The organism is Paracoccus sp. KKT209, assembly GCF_055635455.1.
Window position 1 is genome coordinate 919,509 of the sequence record NZ_CM145758.1, and the last position, 18,564, is coordinate 938,072.

18 protein-coding genes and 1 tRNA gene are annotated in these 18,564 nt (G+C 67.3%); 12 read left to right on the top strand and 7 right to left on the bottom strand.

Going from position 1 to position 18,564, the window contains the following annotated elements:
* The first annotated feature begins 466 nt into the window (after nt 1–466).
* From ACZ2G3_RS04530 to ACZ2G3_RS04540, 3 genes are read left to right on the top strand one after another with little or no spacing between them, the layout of a single operon-like run.
* On the top strand, nt 467–892 hold the full coding sequence (locus ACZ2G3_RS04530; protein ID WP_470397930.1) for a MarR family winged helix-turn-helix transcriptional regulator: 426 nt from the start codon (nt 467–469) through the stop codon (nt 890–892).
* Nucleotides 889–2,493, top strand: a complete 1,605-nt coding sequence (locus tag ACZ2G3_RS04535) for an efflux MFS transporter permease (RefSeq protein WP_470397931.1) — start codon at nt 889–891, stop codon at nt 2,491–2,493. The genes ACZ2G3_RS04530 and ACZ2G3_RS04535 overlap by 4 nt, the downstream gene beginning before the upstream one ends.
* The gene (locus ACZ2G3_RS04540) at nt 2,490–3,518 is read left to right on the top strand and encodes an HlyD family secretion protein (protein ID WP_470397933.1); all 1,029 of its coding nucleotides are present in this window, start codon (nt 2,490–2,492) and stop codon (nt 3,516–3,518) included. The genes ACZ2G3_RS04535 and ACZ2G3_RS04540 overlap by 4 nt, the downstream gene beginning before the upstream one ends.
* 265 nt (nt 3,519–3,783) lie before the next feature.
* Here the strand turns inward: ACZ2G3_RS04540 and ACZ2G3_RS04545 are convergent, their stop codons facing one another.
* Genes ACZ2G3_RS04545 through ACZ2G3_RS04555 form a run of 3 tightly spaced genes read right to left on the bottom strand, consistent with a single transcriptional unit; the run spans nt 3,784 to nt 7,012 of the window.
* Nucleotides 3,784–4,842: a DUF1513 domain-containing protein gene (locus tag ACZ2G3_RS04545; protein WP_470397934.1), complete on the bottom strand. Its 1,059-nt coding sequence runs from the start codon at nt 4,840–4,842 to the stop codon at nt 3,784–3,786.
* Nucleotides 4,842–5,813 carry an imelysin family protein gene (locus ACZ2G3_RS04550; protein ID WP_470397936.1) on the bottom strand — a complete coding sequence of 324 codons (972 nt, stop codon included), beginning with the start codon at nt 5,811–5,813 and terminating at the stop codon, nt 4,842–4,844. Before ACZ2G3_RS04550 ends, ACZ2G3_RS04545 begins: the two co-directional genes overlap by 1 nt.
* The gene (locus ACZ2G3_RS04555) at nt 5,813–7,012 is read right to left on the bottom strand and encodes a di-heme oxidoreductase family protein (protein WP_470397937.1); all 1,200 of its coding nucleotides are present in this window, start codon (nt 7,010–7,012) and stop codon (nt 5,813–5,815) included. Before ACZ2G3_RS04555 ends, ACZ2G3_RS04550 begins: the two co-directional genes overlap by 1 nt.
* A 51-nt stretch (nt 7,013–7,063) precedes the next feature.
* Between ACZ2G3_RS04555 and ACZ2G3_RS04560 the strand changes: the two genes are divergently transcribed.
* The 3 genes from ACZ2G3_RS04560 to ACZ2G3_RS04570 all read left to right on the top strand — a co-directional run bounded on the left by ACZ2G3_RS04560 (nt 7,064) and on the right by ACZ2G3_RS04570 (nt 8,847).
* Nucleotides 7,064–7,996, top strand: coding sequence for an IS5 family transposase (locus tag ACZ2G3_RS04560; RefSeq protein WP_470397939.1), 933 nt, complete (start codon nt 7,064–7,066; stop codon nt 7,994–7,996).
* 24 nt (nt 7,997–8,020) lie between these two features.
* On the top strand, nt 8,021–8,287 hold the full coding sequence (locus tag ACZ2G3_RS04565; RefSeq protein ID WP_470397941.1) for a hypothetical protein: 267 nt from the start codon (nt 8,021–8,023) through the stop codon (nt 8,285–8,287).
* Nucleotides 8,288–8,613: 326 nt separating this feature from the next.
* Nucleotides 8,614–8,847 carry a hypothetical protein gene (locus tag ACZ2G3_RS04570; protein WP_470397943.1) on the top strand — a complete coding sequence of 78 codons (234 nt, stop codon included), beginning with the start codon at nt 8,614–8,616 and terminating at the stop codon, nt 8,845–8,847.
* Between the two features lie 556 nt (nt 8,848–9,403).
* Here ACZ2G3_RS04570 and ACZ2G3_RS04575 read toward each other — a convergent pair.
* Nucleotides 9,404–9,493, bottom strand: a tRNA-Ser gene (locus ACZ2G3_RS04575).
* A 43-nt stretch (nt 9,494–9,536) separates the two neighbouring features.
* Complete coding sequence (locus tag ACZ2G3_RS04580) at nt 9,537–10,037, bottom strand: hypothetical protein (protein ID WP_470397945.1); 501 nt, start codon at nt 10,035–10,037, stop codon at nt 9,537–9,539.
* Between the two features lie 115 nt (nt 10,038–10,152).
* On the opposite strand from ACZ2G3_RS04580, the gene ACZ2G3_RS04585 reads away from it, so the two are divergent.
* The gene (locus tag ACZ2G3_RS04585) at nt 10,153–10,563 is read left to right on the top strand and encodes a SufE family protein (RefSeq protein ID WP_470397947.1); all 411 of its coding nucleotides are present in this window, start codon (nt 10,153–10,155) and stop codon (nt 10,561–10,563) included.
* Here the strand turns inward: ACZ2G3_RS04585 and mnmA are convergent.
* Nucleotides 10,535–11,707 (bottom strand): tRNA 2-thiouridine(34) synthase MnmA, encoded by a 1,173-nt coding sequence (gene mnmA / locus ACZ2G3_RS04590; RefSeq protein WP_470397949.1) that lies wholly within the window; start codon nt 11,705–11,707, stop codon nt 10,535–10,537. The two genes, ACZ2G3_RS04585 and mnmA, sit on opposite strands and share 29 nt — an antisense overlap.
* A 169-nt stretch (nt 11,708–11,876) precedes the next feature.
* Here mnmA and sciP point away from each other — a divergent pair, with 169 nt between their 5' ends.
* The 4 genes from sciP (at nt 11,877) to recG (ending at nt 17,337) form a co-directional block, all read left to right on the top strand.
* On the top strand, nt 11,877–12,161 hold the full coding sequence (sciP, locus tag ACZ2G3_RS04595) for a CtrA inhibitor SciP (protein WP_470397950.1): 285 nt from the start codon (nt 11,877–11,879) through the stop codon (nt 12,159–12,161).
* A gap of 94 nt (nt 12,162–12,255) precedes the next feature.
* Nucleotides 12,256–12,966 carry a response regulator transcription factor CtrA gene (ctrA, locus tag ACZ2G3_RS04600; protein ID WP_419271277.1) on the top strand — a complete coding sequence of 237 codons (711 nt, stop codon included), beginning with the start codon at nt 12,256–12,258 and terminating at the stop codon, nt 12,964–12,966.
* A gap of 97 nt (nt 12,967–13,063) precedes the next feature.
* Nucleotides 13,064–15,244 (top strand): NAD-dependent DNA ligase LigA, encoded by a 2,181-nt coding sequence (gene ligA, locus ACZ2G3_RS04605; RefSeq protein ID WP_470397952.1) that lies wholly within the window; start codon nt 13,064–13,066, stop codon nt 15,242–15,244.
* Nucleotides 15,241–17,337: an ATP-dependent DNA helicase RecG gene (recG, locus tag ACZ2G3_RS04610; RefSeq protein ID WP_470397954.1), complete on the top strand. Its 2,097-nt coding sequence runs from the start codon at nt 15,241–15,243 to the stop codon at nt 17,335–17,337. The genes ligA and recG overlap by 4 nt, the downstream gene beginning before the upstream one ends.
* Nucleotides 17,338–17,632: 295 nt before the next feature.
* Here recG and ACZ2G3_RS04615 read toward each other — a convergent pair whose 3' ends face one another.
* Nucleotides 17,633–18,070 carry an iron-sulfur cluster assembly scaffold protein gene (locus ACZ2G3_RS04615; RefSeq protein ID WP_470397955.1) on the bottom strand — a complete coding sequence of 146 codons (438 nt, stop codon included), beginning with the start codon at nt 18,068–18,070 and terminating at the stop codon, nt 17,633–17,635.
* 73 nt (nt 18,071–18,143) lie between these two features.
* Between ACZ2G3_RS04615 and hisI the strand changes: the two genes are divergently transcribed.
* Nucleotides 18,144–18,527 (top strand): phosphoribosyl-AMP cyclohydrolase, encoded by a 384-nt coding sequence (hisI, locus tag ACZ2G3_RS04620; protein WP_470397957.1) that lies wholly within the window; start codon nt 18,144–18,146, stop codon nt 18,525–18,527.
* Nucleotides 18,528–18,564 lie beyond the last annotated feature (37 nt).

Below are 18,564 nucleotides of genomic sequence, written 5' to 3' on the forward strand. Positions count from 1 at the left end.
CAGCCTCATCACCTAGATCAGGGAAAGGGCCATGAGCGGCAGCCCGCTTCCGCATCCGGTTTGAGGGGAACTCCGCTAGCCGGCAGCCACACAAGGGTGCGATCAAGGTCCAGCGCAAAGCAGATCATCAGACTGTTGAAGGAGCAGGAGCCTGGGCTGTCCACGCCGGATGTCTGCCGGATGCAGGGTTCAGCTCAGGCTCGCTCTGCAAGTATCGGATGCCATTCGCGGGGCTCGAGGGTTCATACTGTCCCTGAATGGTTGGTTAGTCCACGGCGGCTCGGTCAGTCGGGCCGAATCATGTTTTTCTCGAACAGTTCCGAAACAGGGCTGGCTTGACGTACCCGTTGTGCCATCAGACTGATTTCGTCAAATCTGCACAATGTGCAAAAAATTGCTGCGGCGCCCGTTGACCCCATATGGCCGGATACTTAGCTAGCTAACCAAGAGCATTGGAGGCCAAGTTTTGCGTGACGCGCCGTTCATCGACATCCTGCTGCACGTCATCCGCACCCTGCGGCGCACCTATGACCGGCGTGCCCGGGACCATGGCCTGACGCTGTCGCGGGCGCGGACGCTGACGGCGCTGGCGCGGCACGATGGTATCACGCAAACCGAATTGGCGGCGGAGCTGGCGATCGAGGCACCCACCCTGAAGCGCCAGATCGACGCGCTGGTCGCCGACGGATTCGTCGCGCGGGAGCCGCTGGATGGCGACGGGCGCAAGAACGCGCTGGTCCTGACCGCCCGCGGCCGGGACAGCGCCATCGTCGAATTCACCGGCCGTCTGCGGCGCGAGGTGCTGGCAGGCATCCCGCCCGAGGACCTTGCCAAGGCCGCCGAGGTGCTGACGCGCATCACCCAGAACCTCAAGCGGATGGACAAGTCATGAGCGCGCCCGCGGCACCTGCCGCGGCCCCCGTGCCGCATCCGCCCCTGCCGGCGGGGCGCGCACTGGCCTTCATGGCGGCAGCGACGGTGATCGGGCTGTCGCAGGGCCTGCAGCAGGGGTTCGTGTCGACCAGCCTGCCGCAGTTGGCGGGCGATCTGGGGATCACCACGACCTCGGCGGCCTGGCTGCTGGCGGTCTACATGATCCCGCGCGCGGCATTGCCTGTCCTGCTGATCAAGATCCGGACCCAGTTCGGCCTGCGCCGCTTTGCCGAGATCGGCGTCGTCATCTATGCGGCGGTCGCCTTGGCCTCGATCTGGGCCAGCGACTTCCGGTCGGCGCTGGTCCTTCAGGCGCTGGCGGGGGCTGCGGCCGCGCCCTTGTCGACCCTCGCCTTCCTCTACATGCTCGAACCCCTGTCGCCGCAGGCCAAGATGGTGCTGGGCCTGCCGCTGGCGATGGTCGTGCTAATGACCGGCCCGTCGCTGGCGCGGGTGATCGGGCCGTCGCTGATCGGCGATGGCGGCATGGCGAACGTCCACATGGCCGGGCTGGGCATGGCGCTGGTATCGCTGATGCTGGTTCTGGCCCTGCCGCTGCGCCCCATCCCGCGCCAGAAGGTCATCGAGCCGCTGGACTTTCTCAGCTTCATGCTGATCGGCCTGGGTTTCGGCGGGCTGATCATCGGTTTCGTGATGGGGCCGATCTACAACTGGACGGATGTTTCCTGGATCGGCGTCCTGCTGGCGACAGCCGTCCTGTCGCTGACCCTCGCCGTCGCGGTCGAACTGAAGCGCAGCGCGCCGCTGCTGGACATCCGGTGGCTGGCCAGCCCCGCGATCCTGCACCTGACGGGCACGCTGCTGCTGTTCCGCCTGATCCTGTCCGAACAGTCGGCCGGTGCCCCGCGCATGTTCCAGGTGCTGGGCATGGGGCCGGACCAGATGGTCGGGCTGTTTGCGATCATATCGCTGGCCGGGGTGATGGGGGCGCTGGCCTGCATCGCCTGGATGCGCCCGCAGCGCGTCGCGGCCTTTCACCTCGTGGCGCTGCTGATCATCGCGGGCGCCGCCTTTCTGGATGCGCAGGTGACGCCCGACTGGCGGCCTGCGCAGATGATCGCAACGCAGGCCTTGGTGGGCTTTGCCGGAATGCTGTTCATGCCGCCCGCGATGATGGCCGGGCTGATTTCGGCGCTGTCCAAGGGGCCGCAGTACATCCTGTCCTTTGTCATCGTCTTCATCTCGACCCAGAGCCTTGGCGGCGTGCTGGGCTCGGGCCTCTTCACCACCTTCACCACGCACCGGCAGGCGCTGCACCTGCAGGAGCTTGCCGCGCAGGTGACACCGACCGACCCGGCGACGGTGCAGGCCCTGGCACGCCGGATGGCCGGGCTGGCCGGCACCGTGCCCGATGCGGCCCTCCGCCGCCTGCAGGCCGCGACCGAGTTGGCGCAGCAGGCCAGCCTGCAGGCGTGGACCCAGGCCTATGCCGATGCCTACGCGCTGACGGGATGGGCCGCGCTGATCGCGGCCGCGGCCCTGGTGCTGCACCTGCTGCGCGACCGCATGGCTCTCAAGCTGATGGAAACCGACCAATGAAAAAGACCGCCCTTCTGCCAACCGTCATCGCCCTGATCCTAGGCGCTGCCGGTGTCCTGTTGCTGCTGTTCGCCTGGCACCTGCCACCTTTCGCGCCCGCGACGCCGCGGACCGAGAATGCCTATCTTCGGGCCGAGGTGACGCAGGTCGCCCCCCAGGTCGCCGGCTACGTGACGGCGGTCGAGGTGCAGGATTACCAGGACATCGCTGCGGGCGACGTCATCGCGCGGATCGACGACCGCATCCCCCGGCAGAGGCTGGCCCAGGCCGAGGCGCAGCTGGCAGGCGCCCGGGCGGCCCTGAAGGTGGCCGAGCAGAGCGTCCATTCGGCCGAGGCCGCCGCCCGGGCCAGCCAGGCGGGGCTGGATGCGGCGGGATCGGCCCTGACGAATACCCGCTCGCAGGCGGATCGGGCGGGCCAGCTGCTGGATCGGGGTGTCGCCTCGCAATCCGCGACCGACCAGGCGCAACTGGCGCTGGAGCAGGCCGAGGCCGCCCGCATCCAGGCCGCAGCCCAGCTTGAGGTCCAGACCGAGAGCATCCGCTCCGCCGAGGTCGCCCTGGACGCGCGCCACGCCGAGATCGAGGGCGCCGAGGCCGCGGTCGAACTCGCCCGGATCGATCTGGACAACACCGTCGTCCGCGCGCCTGCGGACGGCAGGCTGGGGCAGCTGGGGGTCCATGTCGGGCAATATGTGACGCCCGGAACGGCCCTTGTTTCTCATGTCGGCCAAGATCTGTGGATCATCGCCAGCTTCCGCGAGACGAACATCGCCGGCCTGGTCCCCGGCACCCGGATCGGGTTTACGGTCGATGCGCTGGGCGGGGAGGGCTTCACCGGACATGTCGCGGCCCTGTCCCCGGCGACCGCATCCGAATTCGGCCTGATGTCCGCGACCGCCAGTTCGGGAAACTTCACCAAGATCGCCCAGCGCCTGCCGGTCCGGATCACCATCGACCGCGATCAGCCCGGCGCCGATGCCCTGCGTCCCGGCATGTCGACCGTGGTTCAGGCGATGCCCTGACGGTCTGAAACACGCCTGCCGATGGGTCGTGTGGCCTGCTCTTCCAAAAGCCAGGGCACCCGCGACGCTCAGCGGCGGCAACCTGCCGATAGAGATCCGCGTGCGCCATCCGCGATCGCGGTGAACACGTTGATCCCGACCCCTGCCGCAGGCGCGCGGCAATCGGGCAGATCGAGCCTCTTGAAGAGCGACGATCCCGCGGCAGTGTCCGCAGTCTGTCGGGAACGGAGGCGCCGTGTCGACGAGCCGGCAGAGGACGAATGGCTCAGGTCAGGGCGACCAAGTGGTTGTCCCAGGCCGGACCGGCGGTTCGCAGGGGACGGAAAAGGGCCGTGGTGCAGGACCACAGGACGCCGCTGCCATCGCTGACGATGAAACCCTCGCCTTGGGGCGCCACGCCGCAGGCATCGGCCCGGCTGTGGGTGGCAAGATGCGTCCCGTCAGGCGCATGGATCATCACCACGCCTCCGCGGGGCGAGGTCACGGCAACAAGTCCGTTGGCTGCCATGGCGATCGACCCCACATAGCCCTGCAGTCGCAACAGTTCGGGGAGAGGCGGGGCGCAGAGGAGGGGCAGGCTGCCGGGGCGCCACAGGCCCAGTAGGGAAACAGCCTTCGCCGGGTCCCCTTCCCACTGCATGGCAAAGGCGACCAGACCATCCGGGCTGAGGGCCAGGTGGCGGATCGAGTTTTTGCGCAGCGCCGGCGGCAGCTCAACCTGGTCCAGCAGCTGCCCATCCGCCGACAGCAGGGTCAGGTTCGGACGCATGGTCTCGATGTTCAGCTTCGACCGGTCCTGGGGATCGGTCGCGATGCCGCCGTTTGCCACCACGATGCTGTTGTCGGATCGGCGCTTCAGGTCGTGGGGGCCGATGCCGCCCGAAGCCCACTCGTCGGTGCGGGTGAAGCGGTCCGTTTCCCACAGCCCGATGCGCCCCTGCGAGGTCTCGGACACGACCTCTGAGGTGAACAGCGTCCTGCCATCGGCGGAGAACACGCCGTGGCCATTGAACTGGCGCCCTTCCGGGGGTGTCAGGTGGCCCCGGACCGCACCCGTGCGGCAATCCAGCACCACTGCAAAGGTACCCGGACGGCGCGCGAAGGCCACGGCCAGCGGCAGGCGGGGATGGGCGGCGGCGGCATGTCCCCGGCCGGGCAAGTCGATGGCAAACAGGCTGCGCCCGTCGGCCGCAAGACCATGCAGCACATGGACATCGCCGGCCTTGCCTGCCGCCAGGCAGGCGGGGCTGCCCAGATCGGCCCATCCCGGGACCGGCACAGCCGCGGCAGCCAAGCCGGCCAAGACCATCCGTCGCGTCGTCATCAGTCGCCATCCATCGCGTTGAAGCCCATAGTCACGCCAAGGGCAGGGCCCATCTCCTCGACCACCGCGACGCGCGCGGCATCGACCGCCTGCTGCAGGACCTCGACCCGCAGGCGCCCCTGGGGCGCGGCGACTCCGGCCAGCAGCGGATCGTCAAGGTCCCGCGCCATGTCCGACGCGCGATCCAGCGCCGCCAGGGTGCGCGGCGCGTCGGGAACCAGTGCGGCGGCCATCTGATGGATCGCGGCCAGCGACAGCGCGATGTTGCGCAGGCTGCGCCCCGAAGCCCGCGCTTCGGCGCGGTCGGGGGCCGGGCTGTCAAAGCCTCCAAGCGGCCTGCCAAGCCGCTGGTCCCGGATGAAATCCAGTCCGGTGACGATCTGGGTAAAGAGGGCCTGCCGAGCCTCGGCCTCCGTCAGGAATCGCGTGTTGCCGGGCTCTCCGGCCGTCAGGACCAGCGGGCCGAAATCCTCAAGCCAGTCGCGGTCCAGGTCGGCGGCCATGCGCGCCAGGTCCGCGGCAGTGGCGCGGATCAAGGGGCAGGGATCGGCGGGCCAGGGTTCTGCCGGAAACAGCAGGCGTTCCAGCCCGGTCAGGCCACGCGCCGCCACCGACTGCTCTGCCATGCTGTCCGGGGTCAGCGTGGCAGGGTCGGCAGCCAGCAGCGCCTGCTGCGCGCGCAGTCCGCTTGCCTTGGGATCGGGCCAGAAGGCAATGGCCAGGCCCCGGCCATCGGCCTCGGCCGGGCCAAGCCGGATGTGCTGCACCCCCATCCAGGCGTCGTAAGCGGCGTGATAGGACGGGCCGACCCGATCCGGCGCGCAACTGTCACGCGTGACGAGGGCAAGGTCAGCGGTGGCAGCCGCGAAGTCGGCATGGCGGGGCAGGATGTGGTCGCGGACGGCTGCGGCGACGTCCGCTTGCGCGGCCCCGCCCGCCAGCCCGATCAGCAGGATCAAAGGGCGCAGCATCATAAACTCTCCAGAAAGGCGATCAGGGCGTCGCGGTCATCGGCCGGCAGGGACAGGACGCCATCGCGGGCGGGCGCGGCCTCTCCTCCATGCCACAGCACGGCCTCCAGCAGAGTGCGGGCGCGGCCGTCGTGCAGGAACTGGCTATGACCGCTGACCGCCTGCGTCAGGCCGATCCCCCAAAGGGGCGGCGTGCGCCATTCGCGACCGTCGGCCCGACCTTCGGGGCGGTTGTCGGCCAGGTCCGGTCCCATGTCGTGCAGCAGCAGGTCCGTATAGGGCCAGATCAGCTGAAAGCTTTGCTCGGGTTGGTCGTGCAGCCGATGCGTCACATGTTTGGGACGGTGACAGGCGGCACAGCCCAGGTCGTGAAACACCGCCTTGCCGCGCAGCACCTGCGGGTCGTCCAGGTTCCGCCGCGCGGGCACGCCCAGGTTTCGGGCGTAATGCGCCACGAGGTCCAGGCTGAGCGCATCGACCTCCAGCCCGTCGCGGATGCCGGGCTCCTGCCCATGCGGGGCGTCGCGGCAGGCTGCCTGGGACGAGCTGCATTCACCCTGCGGCGAGGGAAGCAGCGGCGTGGAAAGGCCCATGTCGCCCGAAAACGCCTCGGCCGACTGTTCCAGCACCGTCGCATTGCCAGCCTTGTGCCCAAAGCGGCCCAGCATCGGCACGCCATGGACCCGCGACATCACGATCTGGGCGCGCCCCGAAATCCCGTCGCCATCCGCATCGGCGGGATCCTCGGCCGCCAGGATGTCGGCGGCCGGGATCGCCTCCAGAAGTCCCAGGCCGATCATCTGCGGCGCGACGCGGGGCGACATCATCAGGCGGGGCGACAGCGGGCCATAGCCCGGATCGGCAATGGCGTAATCGGGCTGTCGCAGCCGAACCACCGTCCCGTCGGCCAGCGGGACCGGGCGCTCGGTCCAGGTGATCTGCATCTGCCCTTCTGGGGCCAGGCCGAAGGTCGCGAAATCCTGCAACTGCCCGCCATAGACCGGGTCGGGACGGGTCGCTTGCCAGCCGCTGATCCCTGCCGGAGCCGGGCCACCCGGAACGGACAGGCGCAGAAACATCGACACGCGGGCATCATTCGCGCCTGATGGCGGATGCCCGCGCCCGTCCTTCACATGGCAGTCCTGGCAGGCGCGCGCGTTGTAGAGCGGCCCCAGCCCGTCCGAGGGACCTTGTTGCACATCTCAGTGAGGGGGATTCACTGAGCGCGTCCTGAGGGTTAGGTCGAGGGCATGCCGAAGCCTTCCCCGATCCGCTACTGCACGACGAACTGGTCAGACTACAATGCGGCGCTGCGCAAGCGCGGCTCGCTGTCGGTCTGGTTCGATCCCGAGACGGTCTGGCACGCCGACAAGACCGGCAAGCGCGGGCGACCCGAGACCTTCTCGGACGCTGCCATCCAGACCTGCTTAACGCTGAAAGTGCTCTTCGGGCTTCCGCTCCGGCAGACGGTCGGGCTGGTTGAAAGCCTGATCCAGATGGCGGGGCTTGATTGGCCGGTTCCGGACTATTCGACGCTGTGCCGCCGGCAGGCGCGGATCGCGGTGCAGGTCCCGTATCGCGCGTCCGGGCAGCCCCTGAACCTGTTGATCGACAGCACCGGTATCAAGTTCCGCGGGGACGGCGAGTGGCAGACCCGCAAACATGGCCCGTCACGCCGGAGGCAATGGAGAAAGGTCCACCTCGCCATGGACGCGGGCACCGGGGATGTGCGCGCGGTCGAGTTGACCTCGAGCCGCCAAGGCGACAGCCCGCTGCTGCCGGAGCTTCTGGCGCAGATCCTGCCGGAAGAGACGATCGGCACGGTCACCGCAGATGGTGCTTACGATACACGACGATGCCATGGCGCGATCATCGACCGAGGCGCGGATGCCGTCATACCGATCCGGCGCAATGGCCGCGCCTGGAAAGAAGACTGTCCCGCTGCTGCCGCGCGAAATGAGATCCTGCGGGCAACCAGGCGCTTGGGCCGGGCGCTCTGGAAGAAGTGGACCGGCTATCACGCCCGAAGTCGGGTCGAAGCTTTGATGAACTGCCTGAAGCTCTTCGGCGAGAGGATCATGTCACGAGACCCCGCCCGCCAGACCGCCGAAATCCAGATCCGCATCGCCATCATGAACCGCTTCTCGGCCCTTGGCAGGGCCGAGATCGAAGCAGTCCGCTGAAGAATGGCGGGAAAGGGGGCAGTCATGCTCGGGGCTGATTTGCGCAACATCGCCCACCGGGACGCATCACAATCATTGAACGTGGCCCGGAATACCGTCGCACGCTGGTTTCGCGAGTTGGAGGCGCGCGGGTTCATCCGCAAGACCTGTAACCACTACCTTGGCCCGTCCGGGATCGGGCAGGCGGCTTTGTATGCGCTGGAGGAAGAACCTTGCGACGGGAAACCGGCATCGAAAGCCTACATGTCCTGGCGGCAAAATTCAGAACCCCCGCGCAATGATGACACCTGACGGCGCACCTGTTGCGCCGCTTCATCCGCCACCGCCTGCCGTTGAGGTGCAAGCGGTTGCATGACGGGGCCGCTTTGCGGGACTTCCTGTAAACAAGCGGCCCCGTGAGTGGTCCATATCTACATCTAAGCCATAGGCTGACGCTTTCACGGGTGCACAGGACCGTCACGCAACTGCGAGAGGTGCGGTGATGACGGGCCAACGCGGATGCGCCCAATCTTCGCGCGGGCCAGTGCCTATCGCGACCAATTGGTTTGGTGATGCATAGGCAAGGTGGCTATGTTGAACTTCAGCGAAACGGGCGCGAGACAAAGAGGGGCTATCTTATGACCGACAAACTTACCCTTGATGAAGTCCGGCGGATGTTTGGGGGAACGATACCGAAGTCCGCGATGGATATCATTCGCGTCGCGAACGATGCCGTGACGCTTGACGACCTGCGCCTCACTCTGGAGGCAATGGCGGCGTCCGAACATGGCGGCCCCAAGCGTGCCAGTCCCGGCGTTCTATTCGGCGCAGAACTGAACGATGAGGGGCGAGACGGGCAAGGGGGACGCTAACCCTGTGGATCCAGCCAATGCCCTTCCCGGATGCCACGCTACAATAGAGCGCACCATTTTATTCCTGATGCGTGCGCGAGTGCGGCATGGACTGCCACTGTGCTGCGTCAGGCGGGACCACGGGTAGCCCCCCGGAAAAATAAAAGGGGGGTGGCGTCTCCAGACCCGATGAGCCGCTTCGTTTTCACTGAGAACAGCGCCCATGGTAGGGGGTGGGGGGAGCCGCAAAGACTGGTTGCCCAAGGAGCCGGACCGGCTTGGCTGCATGATGCACGCGTCCGCAAATCAAAAATAGCGGTGATAGCGGGATCTGGACGAGGCAGCACCTTTACCAAAGCGTTAGCTGCACAAAAAACAAACGGTCAATAAAATCTGCGAGTGGTTACGGCGCGGGTCAGGCCAGCGATGCATGCGCAACCTTCATCGCCCCCCCCCCGGCGTCAGTTGTTTCGCGTCAATCCGACATGTTCCAAAGTGAATTGGGGGAAGCTGCGGGGGAAGAAAAGCCACATAAAGCTTGATTTTCTATCAAGAACAATAGCTTGGCAAATCGAATTGGCGGAGGCGGTGGGATTCGAACCCACGGTGGGCTTTCACCCACGTCGGTTTTCAAGACCGGTGCAATCAACCACTCTGCCACGCCTCCGACAGAGGCGGATTAGCGCGGCTGTGGCGGTGGTGCAAGCTGGTTACTGGCCGAGCGTGACGACGTCACCGGCGCCGCTGATCTCGATGCCGGTGATCCGTGACAGCTGGCGGAAGCTGAGGGGCAGGGCCACCACGATCTGGTCGGTCTGCGGATCTGCGGCCAGGCGCGACGCCGGGCTGCCTGCGGGCGGCGGCAGGGCCAAGAAGCGCAGGCGCAGGACACCGTCCGCGTCCGGCCCAAGGCGCCCCCCCGGCTGCGAACGCGCCGTCACCAAGGCCGCCGAATGATAGCCCTTGGTCGGCGCAAAGCCTCGCACCACCAGAAGCCGGCCTTCCGCAAGGGGCTCCCAGCTGGCCTCCACGATCCGCGGCACGCCAGGTCGGAGGTCCGCCCTGACATCATAGCCGCCCTCGGGTGCCAGCGTCTCGGGTGTGGCGGCCGCGCCGCGCCAGCGCAGCGGGTTCCAGCCGCTGTCCCCGATGCGGCCGCATCCGGAGAGGATCAGGGCGCCGATCAGCAGCGGCATGGTCAGTCGGGTCATGGTCCAATCCTCGGGCATTTCTTCTTGGTGATAGGCGAAAGGGACCGTGCGGAAAAGCCTCTTTGACCTCGGCGCCCCGGCGCGTTACCCCTTTGCCCCGACACAGGAGAGACCCATGGCGACCCCCGCATTCGAAGACATTGCCGAGACCTTCGACTTTCTCGACGACTGGGAAGAGCGTTACCGCCATGTCATCGAACTGGGCAAGGCCATGCCGCCGCTGGACCCGGCCTTCCAGGTGCCGGCCACCAAGGTCGACGGTTGCGCCAGCCAGGTCTGGATCCTGCCACGGATCGAGGATGGCAGGTTCGATTTTCAGGGCGACAGCGACGCGCTGATCGTGCGCGGCCTGATCGCGGTGTTGCACGCGCTGTATTCAGGGGTGCAGACCGGGGAGGTCGCGGCGATCGATGCGCAGGCCGCGCTGGCCCGCCTGGGCCTGGACGAGCATCTGTCGGCGCAGCGGTCGAATGGCGTGCGCGCGATGGTGCAGCGGATCAGGCAGCTGGCCGCCGACGCAGGCTGATCCAGCCGCCGCCCAACACCCGCGTGCCCTCGGCGGCATAAAAGACGCAGGCCTGGCCGGGGCTGACGCCGTCTTCAGGGTCCAGCAGCTCGATCTCGGCGCGGCGGCCGGGCAGGGGGCGCAGGATCGCGGGACGCGGCGGCCGGGTGGAGCGGATGCGGACCAGGCAGGCGATCTCGCCCTCGAAGGCCTGATCGCCCAGCCAGTTCACTTCGGTCACGTTGACCGTGGCCGTGGACAGCGCGGCCCGGGGACCCACCACCACGCGGCGGGTTTCGGGCTCCAGCCGGACGACATAAAGCGGATCGCCCAGGCCCCCGATGCCCAACCCGCGTCGCTGGCCGATCGTGTAGTGGATGACGCCGCGATGGGTGCCCATCACCTTGCCGTCCATGTCCACGATCTCTCCCGGGTCGGCGGCGCCGGGGCGCAGCTTCTCGATCACGGCAGCATAGTCGCCGTTGGGCACAAAGCAGATGTCCTGGCTGTCGGGCTTGTCTGCGACCGCCAGCCCGTATTCCGCCGCCAGCGCCCGCGTTTCCGCCTTGCTGACCAGATGGCCCAGAGGAAAGCGCAGGTAATCCAGCTGTTCCTGCGTCGTCGAGAACAGGAAATAGCTCTGGTCGCGGTTCGGATCGGCCGCCTTGTGCAGCTCGGCCCGGTGGGGGCCGTCCTTGCGCTGGATGTAATGTCCCGTCGCCATGCAGTCAGCATCCAGATCCCGCGCCGTTTCCAGCAGGTCGCGGAACTTGACGCGCTCATTGCAGCGGATGCAGGGCACCGGGGTGGCGCCTGACAGATAGGCATCGGCGAATTCGTCGATCACCGATTCCCGGAACTTGTTCTCGTAATCCAGGACGTAATGGGGAAAGCCCATCCGCTCGGCCACGCGCCGCGCGTCGTGGATGTCCTGCCCCGCGCAGCAGGCACCCTTCTTGGCTAGAGCCGCGCCATGGTCGTAAAGCTGCAGCGTGACCCCGATCACGTCATAGCCTTCGGTCTTCAGCTTGGCTGCCACCACAGAACTGTCGACGCCTCCTGACATCGCCACGACCACCCGTGTCTGCGCCGGCGGCTTGGCAAAGCCCAGGCTGTTCAATTCGGTCTCACGCGCGGGGGCGCGATGGGGGGCAAGCAGGGTCATGGATGATCTTTCGCCCTCGGGGCTGGGGCCGGTGCAGCTGAACTGCGTCAAAATATAAGCAAATGCTGCCCATTCTCAACCCCGCAGCAGGCCGGAATCCGGGTCCGGCTAACCGTGGCTTAAGCGGTTTCGCGCAGAACTTGCAGAACCTGAACGAAGGACGCCTGGAATGTTCGTAAAAAAATCCCTCGGTCCGCGCATCGTGACCCTGGACGGCGGCCGCATCCTCAGCGTGGCGGACCTGCCCGCCCCTGACACGCGCTGGGTCGCCAGCCGCAAGCAGACCGTGGTGCTGGCCGTGCTGCACGGGCTGATCAAGCGGGAGGATGCGCTGCGCCGATACGGCCTGTCGGAGGAGGAGTTCGACAGCTGGTGCCATGCCGTCGCGCGCCACGGCATGGCGGCTTTGAAGGCCACCGCACTACAAAAATATAGACAACCGCAAGTTGACTAGGCCACAACGGAGGAGAGGCAGGTAACACCATATTAACCTGTTCGAGAGATGGTCACGACATGACATTCGGCGAATCGGGGGAATAGACCTAGCCATGCGAATCCTCTTGGTAGAAGACGACCCAAGCACCGCCCGCGCGATCGAGCTGATGCTCACCGCAGCCAGCTACAACGTGTTCCTGACCGACATGGGAGAGGAGGGGATCGATCTGGCCAAGCTCTACGACTATGACCTGATCCTGCTGGACCTCGACCTGCCGGACATGCACGGGATGGAGGTTTTGCGCCACCTGCGGCTTGCCCGCATCGACACGCCCATCCTGATCCTGACCGGATCGGACGACACCGAGAGCAAGCTGCGCGGCTTCGGGTTCGGCGCGGACGACTACATGACCAAGCCCTTCAATCGGGAGGAGCTGCAGGCCCGCATCCAGGCAATCATCCGGCGGTCCAAGGGCCACAGCCAGGCCCTGATCCGAACGGGCGAGATCGTCGTAAACCTGGACGCGCGTTCGGTCGAGGTGCGGGGCAAGCCGGTGAACCTGACCGGCAAGGAATACCAGATCCTGGAACTGCTGAGCCTGCGCAAGGGCACCACCCTGACCAAGGAGATGTTCCTGAACCACCTCTATGGCGGCATGGACGAGCCGGAGCTGAAGATCATCGACGTCTTCATCTGCAAGCTGCGCAAGAAGCTGTCCGAGGCGCTGGGCGGCGAGAATCACATCGAGACCGTCTGGGGCCGCGGCTATGTGCTGCGCGAGCCTGGCCCCGCCAATGACGAGCGCTTGGCCATCGGCGCCTGATCTGCCATCGCGCCTTCTGGACGATCGCGCGGCCTTGGGCGATACCCGAAGCTGACAGCGGCCCGCTCGCGGGCCGCCGAAAGCAGAGAGGGCAAAGATGGCGCAGGCACAGTCCGACGGACAACCGGTCGAGAAGCTGGATCGCGATGAGGCAGCCGCCGAAATGGCAGAGTTGTCCGCCCGCGTGGCCCGCGCGAACCAGGCCTATCATACGCAGGACGCGCCCGAGATCTCGGACGCCGGTTATGATGCGATCAAGGCGCGGCTGATCGCGCTGGAGGCGGCCTTTCCGGACTTGGCCCGGCCCGACAGTCCCAGCACCCAGGTCGGGGCCGCCCCGGCCGAGGGTTTCGGCAAGGTGACCCATGCGCAGCGCATGATGTCACTTGGCAATGCCTTCACCGAGGAGGATGTGCAGGATTTCACCGCGCGGGTCCGCAGCTTTCTGAACCTGCCGGCCGACACGGTGCTGGAGGTTACGGCGGAACCCAAGATCGACGGGTTGTCGCTGTCGCTGCGCTACGAGGATGGGGTGCTGGTGCAGGCGGCCACCCGAGGCGACGGCACGGTGGGCGAGAACGTCACCGCCAACGCCCGCACGATCGCCGATATCCCCCAGTCCCTCTCCGGCGATGTCCCCCGGATCCTTGAGGTCAGGGGCGAGGTCTATATGGATCACCAGGATTTCGCGTCGCTGAATGCCGCGGAAGGGGGGCGGGTCTTTGCCAATCCGCGCAACGCGGCGGCAGGGTCGCTGCGCCAGATCGACCCGGGCGTGACGGCCCGCCGACCGCTGCGCTACTTCGCCTATGGCTGGGGCGAGCTGTCCCAGCCCCTGGCCCCTACCCAGATGCAGGCGGTCGAACGGCTGCAGGCGCTGGGGTTCCGGATCAATCCGCTGACGCGCCTCTGTCGCAACACGGCCGAGATGATCGCTGTCTGGACCGGGATCGAGCAGCAGCGTGCGACCTTGGGCTATGACATCGACGGCGTCGTCTACAAGGTCAACGACCTGGCTTATCAGGGGCGTCTGGGCTTTCGCTCGACCACGCCGCGTTGGGCCTTGGCGCACAAGTTTCCCGCCGAGACCGCCTGGACCCGGCTTGATCGGATCGAGATCCAGGTGGGTCGCACCGGCGCCCTTTCCCCGGTCGCGCGGCTGGAGCCGGTGACCGTGGGCGGGGTCGTCGTCTCGAACGCGACGCTGCACAACGAGGATTACGTCGCCGGGCGCGACAATGTCGGCGCCCTCATCCGCGAGGGGCGCGACATCCGCGAGGGCGACTGGGTCAAGGTCTATCGCGCGGGCGATGTCATTCCCAAGATCGCCGATGTGGACCTGTCGCGTCGGCCGGAGGTCAGCCGGCCCTATGTCTTTCCAACCCTCTGCACCGAATGCGGCTCGGAGGCCATTCGCGAACCGGGCGATTCCGTGCGCCGCTGCACCGGGGGGCTGATCTGCCCGGCGCAGGCGGTGGAAAAGCTGAAGCATTTCGTCAGCCGCGCCGCCTTCGACATCGACGGGCTGGGCGCCAGGCAGATCGAGATGTTCTTTGCCGATCCCGTCCTGCCGATCCGCGAGCCGGCCGAGATCTTCACCTTGGCCGCCCGCGACGGTCGCAACCTGGCGCGCCTGAAGAACCGCGAGGGGTTCGGCGAACGCTCGGTCGAAAAGCTGTTCACGGCGATCGAGGACAAGCGGCGCATTCCGCTGGCCCGGCTGATCTTTGCCCTGGGCATCCGCCATGTGGGCGAAGTGGCATCGGCCACCTTGGCGCGCCATTTCGGCACCTGGGAGGCGCTGGTCGCGGTCATCGACGGGGCCGCCCGCGAACCCGCCTTTGCCGCGCCCGATGACAAGGCCCGCCGGGCCACCCTTTCTGACAGCCCCAACTGGGCGGGCCTGACCGGCATCGACGGGATCGGCGGCGTGCTGGTCAATTCGCTGGTCACGACCTTCGTGCAGCCGGCCGAGCGGGAGGGGATCGACCGGCTGCTCGCGCAGCTGACGGTGCTGCCCGCCCAAAGCACCCAGGCGCGGCAGACCGAGATCTCGGGCAAGACGCTGGTCTTTACCGGCACGCTGGAGCGCATGACGCGCGCCGAAGCCAAGGCCCGGGCCGAGGCGATGGGCGCCAAGGTCGCGGGCTCGGTCAGCGCCAAGACCGATCTCTTGATCGCCGGGCCCGGCGCGGGGTCCAAGGCCACCAAGGCCAGTGAACTGGGGGTGACGGTGATCGACGAGGATGAATGGCTGCGCATTGCGGGGGCGGGATGACCCAGCCCAAGGGTCGCCCTCCGGCGCTGTTCCCGCTGTTCGCGGGCGTCGAGACCCTGCCCGGGATCGGCCCCAAGGGCCGCGCCGCGCTGGAACAGATGGGCATCGACAAGCCGCGCGACCTGATCCTGACGCTGCCGGCCAGCGGCATCACCCGCCGTCGCATCGACCGCATTGCCGAGGCCCGCGCGCCCGAGATCGTGACCTTGGTCGTCACGGTCCTGCGCCATCACCCGCCGCAGGTCCGCGGGCGGCCCTGGCGCGTCCATTGCACCGATGGCGCGGGCGACCTGACGCTGGTCTTCTTCCGCCCGCGCGAGGCTTGGATCGAGGGCCAGCTGCCCGAGGGCAGCCGCCGCGTCGTTAGCGGCAAGCTGGAGCTGTTCGACGGCCTGGCGCAGATGGTTCATCCCGACCACATCCTGCGCGAGGATGAGGCGCCGCCCCCAGCCTTTGAGCCGGTCTATCCCCTCTCGGCCGGCCTGACACAGAAGGGGATGTCAAAGGCCGTGGATGCCGCCATGGATCGCCTGCCCCAGATGGAGGAGTGGATCGACCCGCAGCTGAAGGCAACGCGCGGCTGGCCGTCATTTGCTGAGGCCTTGGCACAGGCCCATGCGCCAACCTCGGCCGCGGCGCTGTCGCCGGACAGCCCGGCCCGTGCGCGCCTCGCCTATGATGAGTTTCTGGCCCATCAGATGACGCTGGCGCTGGTGCGGCGGGAAAGGCGGCGTCTGAAGGGCCGCGCCAGTCCCGGCAGTGGACAGCTGCGCCGGATGGTGCTGGACAGCCTGCCCTGGCCGCCGACGGGTGCGCAGGCCCGCGCGGTCGAGGAGATCGCCGCCGACATGGCCAGCGACCGCCGCATGAACCGGCTGCTGCAGGGCGATGTGGGCGCGGGCAAGACGCTGGTGGCCATGTTGTCGGCGCTGGTTGCGGTCGAGGCGGGAGGGCAGGCGGTCCTGATGGCCCCCACTGAAATCCTGGCCCGCCAGCATGCCCGCGCACTGGAACCGCTGGCCCGCGCTGCCGGGGTTCGGCTGGCCGCGCTGACCGGCCGCGACAAGCGTGACCTGCGCGCCCAGATCCTGGCGGATCTGGCCGATGGCGGCATCGACATCCTGGTGGGCACCCATGCGGTCTTTCAGAAGGACGTGCAGTTCCACGATCTTCGCCTGGCCATCATCGACGAACAGCACCGTTTTGGCGTGGCGCAGCGGCTGGAACTGTCGGCCAAGGGCGAGGTGCCGCCCGACATGCTGATCATGACGGCGACGCCCATTCCCCGGTCGCTGGCGCTGTCGCAATATGGCGATCTGGACCTGTCGGTGCTGGATGAAAAGCCGCCCGGCCGCCAGCCGATCACCACCGTGATGATCAGCGACGAGCGGCTGGAGCAGGTGACCGCCCGCCTGCGCGCCGCGCTGGAACAGGGCGCGCGCGCCTATTGGGTCTGCCCCCTGGTCGACGAGAGCGAGGTGACCGACCTGACCGCGGCCGAGGCGCGCTTTACCCATCTGCGCGCGCTGTTCGGCGAACGGGTCCGGATGGTGCATGGCCAGATGCCGCCCGACCAGCGCGATGCCGCGATGGCGGATTTCTCGGCCGGGCGGGCGCAGCTGCTGGTGGCCACGACGGTGATCGAGGTCGGCGTCGATGTACCCGAGGCCACGATCATGGTGATCGAACGCGCGGAAAGCTTTGGCCTGGCGCAGCTGCACCAGTTGCGCGGACGGGTCGGGCGGGGGCAGGGCGCCTCGACCTGCCTGCTGATGTATCACCCGCCCCTGAACAAAACCGGTGCGCGCCGCCTGACCACCCTGCGCGACACCGAGGACGGATTCCGCATTGCGGAGGTCGACCTGGAGATGCGCGGCGCTGGCGATGTCATCGGCACGGCGCAATCTGGCCTGCCGCGGTTCCGCATCGCGGATCTGGAGCACCAGGCAGGCCTGATGTCGGTGGCCCGGCAGGACGCCCGCAGCCTGCTGGAGCGCGATCCGACGCTGGACAGCCCGCGCGGCCAGATGGTCCGCCTGCTGATGTGGCTGATGCAGCAGGACCAAGCGATTCGGCTGATCCAGGTGGGGTAATACCCAAATGTTCTTAAATTGTTCTTTACCGAATCGATAGAATATGAGAACAAAGCGGCAACAGAGAGGAGTTGCTGCCCATGACCCGCGAATTCATCCACGACCTTGTCGGCACCGCCGCCCTGACCGTCACCACCATCATCGTCCTGTGGCTGCCTGCGATCCTGCAGGCCTGAGCCGTCGATCTGCCCCGCGTTGCGAGGCTGGCGCCCGCCTGTGCGCCGCCTCTGTCCAAGCACGCGCAACTGAGCCGGCCCTGGCAGGGGCCGGCCTTTTTTATGACTGTTTCAGGAAATCAGGCGCCGACCTGATCTATCGCATCCAGCGTCGCGTCCCATGCCAGAAGGATCGAGGCATGGCGATTGGGATAGGCGCGCGCCGGCAGAAGCGCCTCCAGTTCCGCGAAGGGCGCGGCTGGGGCTGCGCCTTCGTCCTTCAGCATGGCGCGCAACTGGTCCCGCGCCGCGCTGATCTGCGCCCGGTCCAGACCGATCACCGACTGGCCCAGGACCGAGGCCGAGGCCTGGCCCAAGGCGCAGGCCCGCACCTCCTGCGCGAAATCGGCGACACGACCCTCCGCAAGGGCCACATGGACCGTCACGGACGAGCCACATTGCGGCGAACGACGCATGGCCGAGGCCTGCGGTGCCTCCAGCTGGCCCTGGTGGGGGATATGGGTGGTCAGCGCCAGGATGCGGCGCGAGTAGAGCTGCATGAGATCGCTGTCGGCCATCAATCCTCCTGGCGGTCTTTCCCGCGGCATCCGTCGGGTCTAGATAGGGACGCGCCCTGCGAAAGGAAACCCGATGTTCGACGCTCTCAGCCTGAAATACGACACCAACGGGTTGATCCCGGCCATTGCGCAGGACGCCGCCTCTGGCGAGGTGCTGATGATGGCCTGGATGAACGCCGATGCAGTGGCCCGGACGCTGGAGACGGGCAGCGTCACCTATTGGTCGCGCTCGCGCCAGGCCTTCTGGGTCAAGGGTGAAAGCTCGGGCCACCTGCAGACGCTGGTCGAGATGCGCGTCGACTGCGACCGGGACTGTCTTCTGGTGCTGGTCCGGCAGGAGGGGCCGGCCTGCCACACCAACCGCCGCAGCTGCTTCTATACCGCCATCCGGGACGGCGCCGAGGAGGTCATCATGGAGCCGATGAGCGGGCAGGGGGACGCTGCCCCCGTCGCCTGATCGGCGCCTCCCCGGGTATTTCCGCTACGCGGAAGGG

What these genes read in the sequence shown, in the direction of transcription:
- ACZ2G3_RS04535 (WP_470397931.1), top strand. Translation starts at nt 889, where the DNA reads ATGAGCGCGCCCGCGGCACCTGCCGCGGCCCCCGTGCCGCATCCGCCC.
- ACZ2G3_RS04540 (WP_470397933.1), top strand. Translation starts at nt 2,490, where the DNA reads ATGAAAAAGACCGCCCTTCTGCCAACCGTCATCGCCCTGATCCTAGGC.
- ACZ2G3_RS04545 (WP_470397934.1), bottom strand. Translation starts at nt 4,842, where the DNA reads ATGACGACGCGACGGATGGTCTTGGCCGGCTTGGCTGCCGCGGCTGTG.
- ACZ2G3_RS04550 (WP_470397936.1), bottom strand. Translation starts at nt 5,813, where the DNA reads ATGCTGCGCCCTTTGATCCTGCTGATCGGGCTGGCGGGCGGGGCCGCG.
- ACZ2G3_RS04560 (WP_470397939.1), top strand. Translation starts at nt 7,064, where the DNA reads ATGCCGAAGCCTTCCCCGATCCGCTACTGCACGACGAACTGGTCAGAC.
- ACZ2G3_RS04565 (WP_470397941.1), top strand. Translation starts at nt 8,021, where the DNA reads ATGCTCGGGGCTGATTTGCGCAACATCGCCCACCGGGACGCATCACAA.
- ACZ2G3_RS04570 (WP_470397943.1), top strand. Translation starts at nt 8,614, where the DNA reads ATGACCGACAAACTTACCCTTGATGAAGTCCGGCGGATGTTTGGGGGA.
- ACZ2G3_RS04580 (WP_470397945.1), bottom strand. Translation starts at nt 10,037, where the DNA reads ATGACCCGACTGACCATGCCGCTGCTGATCGGCGCCCTGATCCTCTCC.
- ACZ2G3_RS04585 (WP_470397947.1), top strand. Translation starts at nt 10,153, where the DNA reads ATGGCGACCCCCGCATTCGAAGACATTGCCGAGACCTTCGACTTTCTC.
- mnmA (WP_470397949.1), bottom strand. Translation starts at nt 11,707, where the DNA reads ATGACCCTGCTTGCCCCCCATCGCGCCCCCGCGCGTGAGACCGAATTG.
- sciP (WP_470397950.1), top strand. Translation starts at nt 11,877, where the DNA reads ATGTTCGTAAAAAAATCCCTCGGTCCGCGCATCGTGACCCTGGACGGC.
- ctrA (WP_419271277.1), top strand. Translation starts at nt 12,256, where the DNA reads ATGCGAATCCTCTTGGTAGAAGACGACCCAAGCACCGCCCGCGCGATC.
- ligA (WP_470397952.1), top strand. Translation starts at nt 13,064, where the DNA reads ATGGCGCAGGCACAGTCCGACGGACAACCGGTCGAGAAGCTGGATCGC.
- recG (WP_470397954.1), top strand. Translation starts at nt 15,241, where the DNA reads ATGACCCAGCCCAAGGGTCGCCCTCCGGCGCTGTTCCCGCTGTTCGCG.
- ACZ2G3_RS04615 (WP_470397955.1), bottom strand. Translation starts at nt 18,070, where the DNA reads ATGGCCGACAGCGATCTCATGCAGCTCTACTCGCGCCGCATCCTGGCG.
- hisI (WP_470397957.1), top strand. Translation starts at nt 18,144, where the DNA reads ATGTTCGACGCTCTCAGCCTGAAATACGACACCAACGGGTTGATCCCG.